The organism is Rhizobacter sp. P2_H2 (assembly GCF_056403375.1).
Map to the genome: position 1 here is coordinate 1 of NZ_JBFUFP010001825.1, position 554 is coordinate 554.

General features: G+C 65.3%; 1 protein-coding gene. It reads right to left on the minus strand.

Translation table 11 applies throughout. The features are described from left to right. The coding region (locus AC1D15_RS36435) for a hypothetical protein (RefSeq protein WP_477829923.1) at nt 1–253 on the minus strand (253 nt) is incomplete at its 3' end. Nucleotides 254–554: the final 301 nt, after the last annotated feature.

Sequence of the window (554 nt, forward strand, 5' to 3'; positions counted from 1 at the left end):
CCACGCAACGGATCGTGCTGACGGGTTCTTCGGCCTGTGTCATGAAGAAGCTGATGTGCATCACCGAGATGACGCCGACGGTGATGCAGAAGAGCAGCCGGGGAACCTCGCGCCACAGCGTCTGCGGGGGGCGCATCGCTTCAGGCGGCGGAAGCGGGAGCGGCTCCAGCGGCGGGAGCAATTCAGCCAGCTCCAGTGTCGTCAGCCCGGAGGGTCCGCGACGCTCCGGGTCGGGTCGTTCGTTCGGTGACATCGATCTGCTCCCTGGTGGTTGTGGAGAGGATCGAGTGTCTGGACGAATGATGCAGAGAATATGCAGAAACCTGGTTCCAAGGGAAAACCCCAGGGCCGCTCGGGTTGGCCTCTGGTGCAGTCGTCCCGAAGAAGTCCGCCGGCCGGGCCAGCGCACCTGGTTGTGGCGGTCGACCTGCGGCCCCCTGCTGCTCACCTTGCGCACCCGCTGCCCGGCCGCGTTGTAGGTGTAGCTCGTCGTCACGCCGTTCTTGGTGATCGTCGCGAGCTGGCCGCGCAGGTTATAGGTGGCCGTGTAGCCT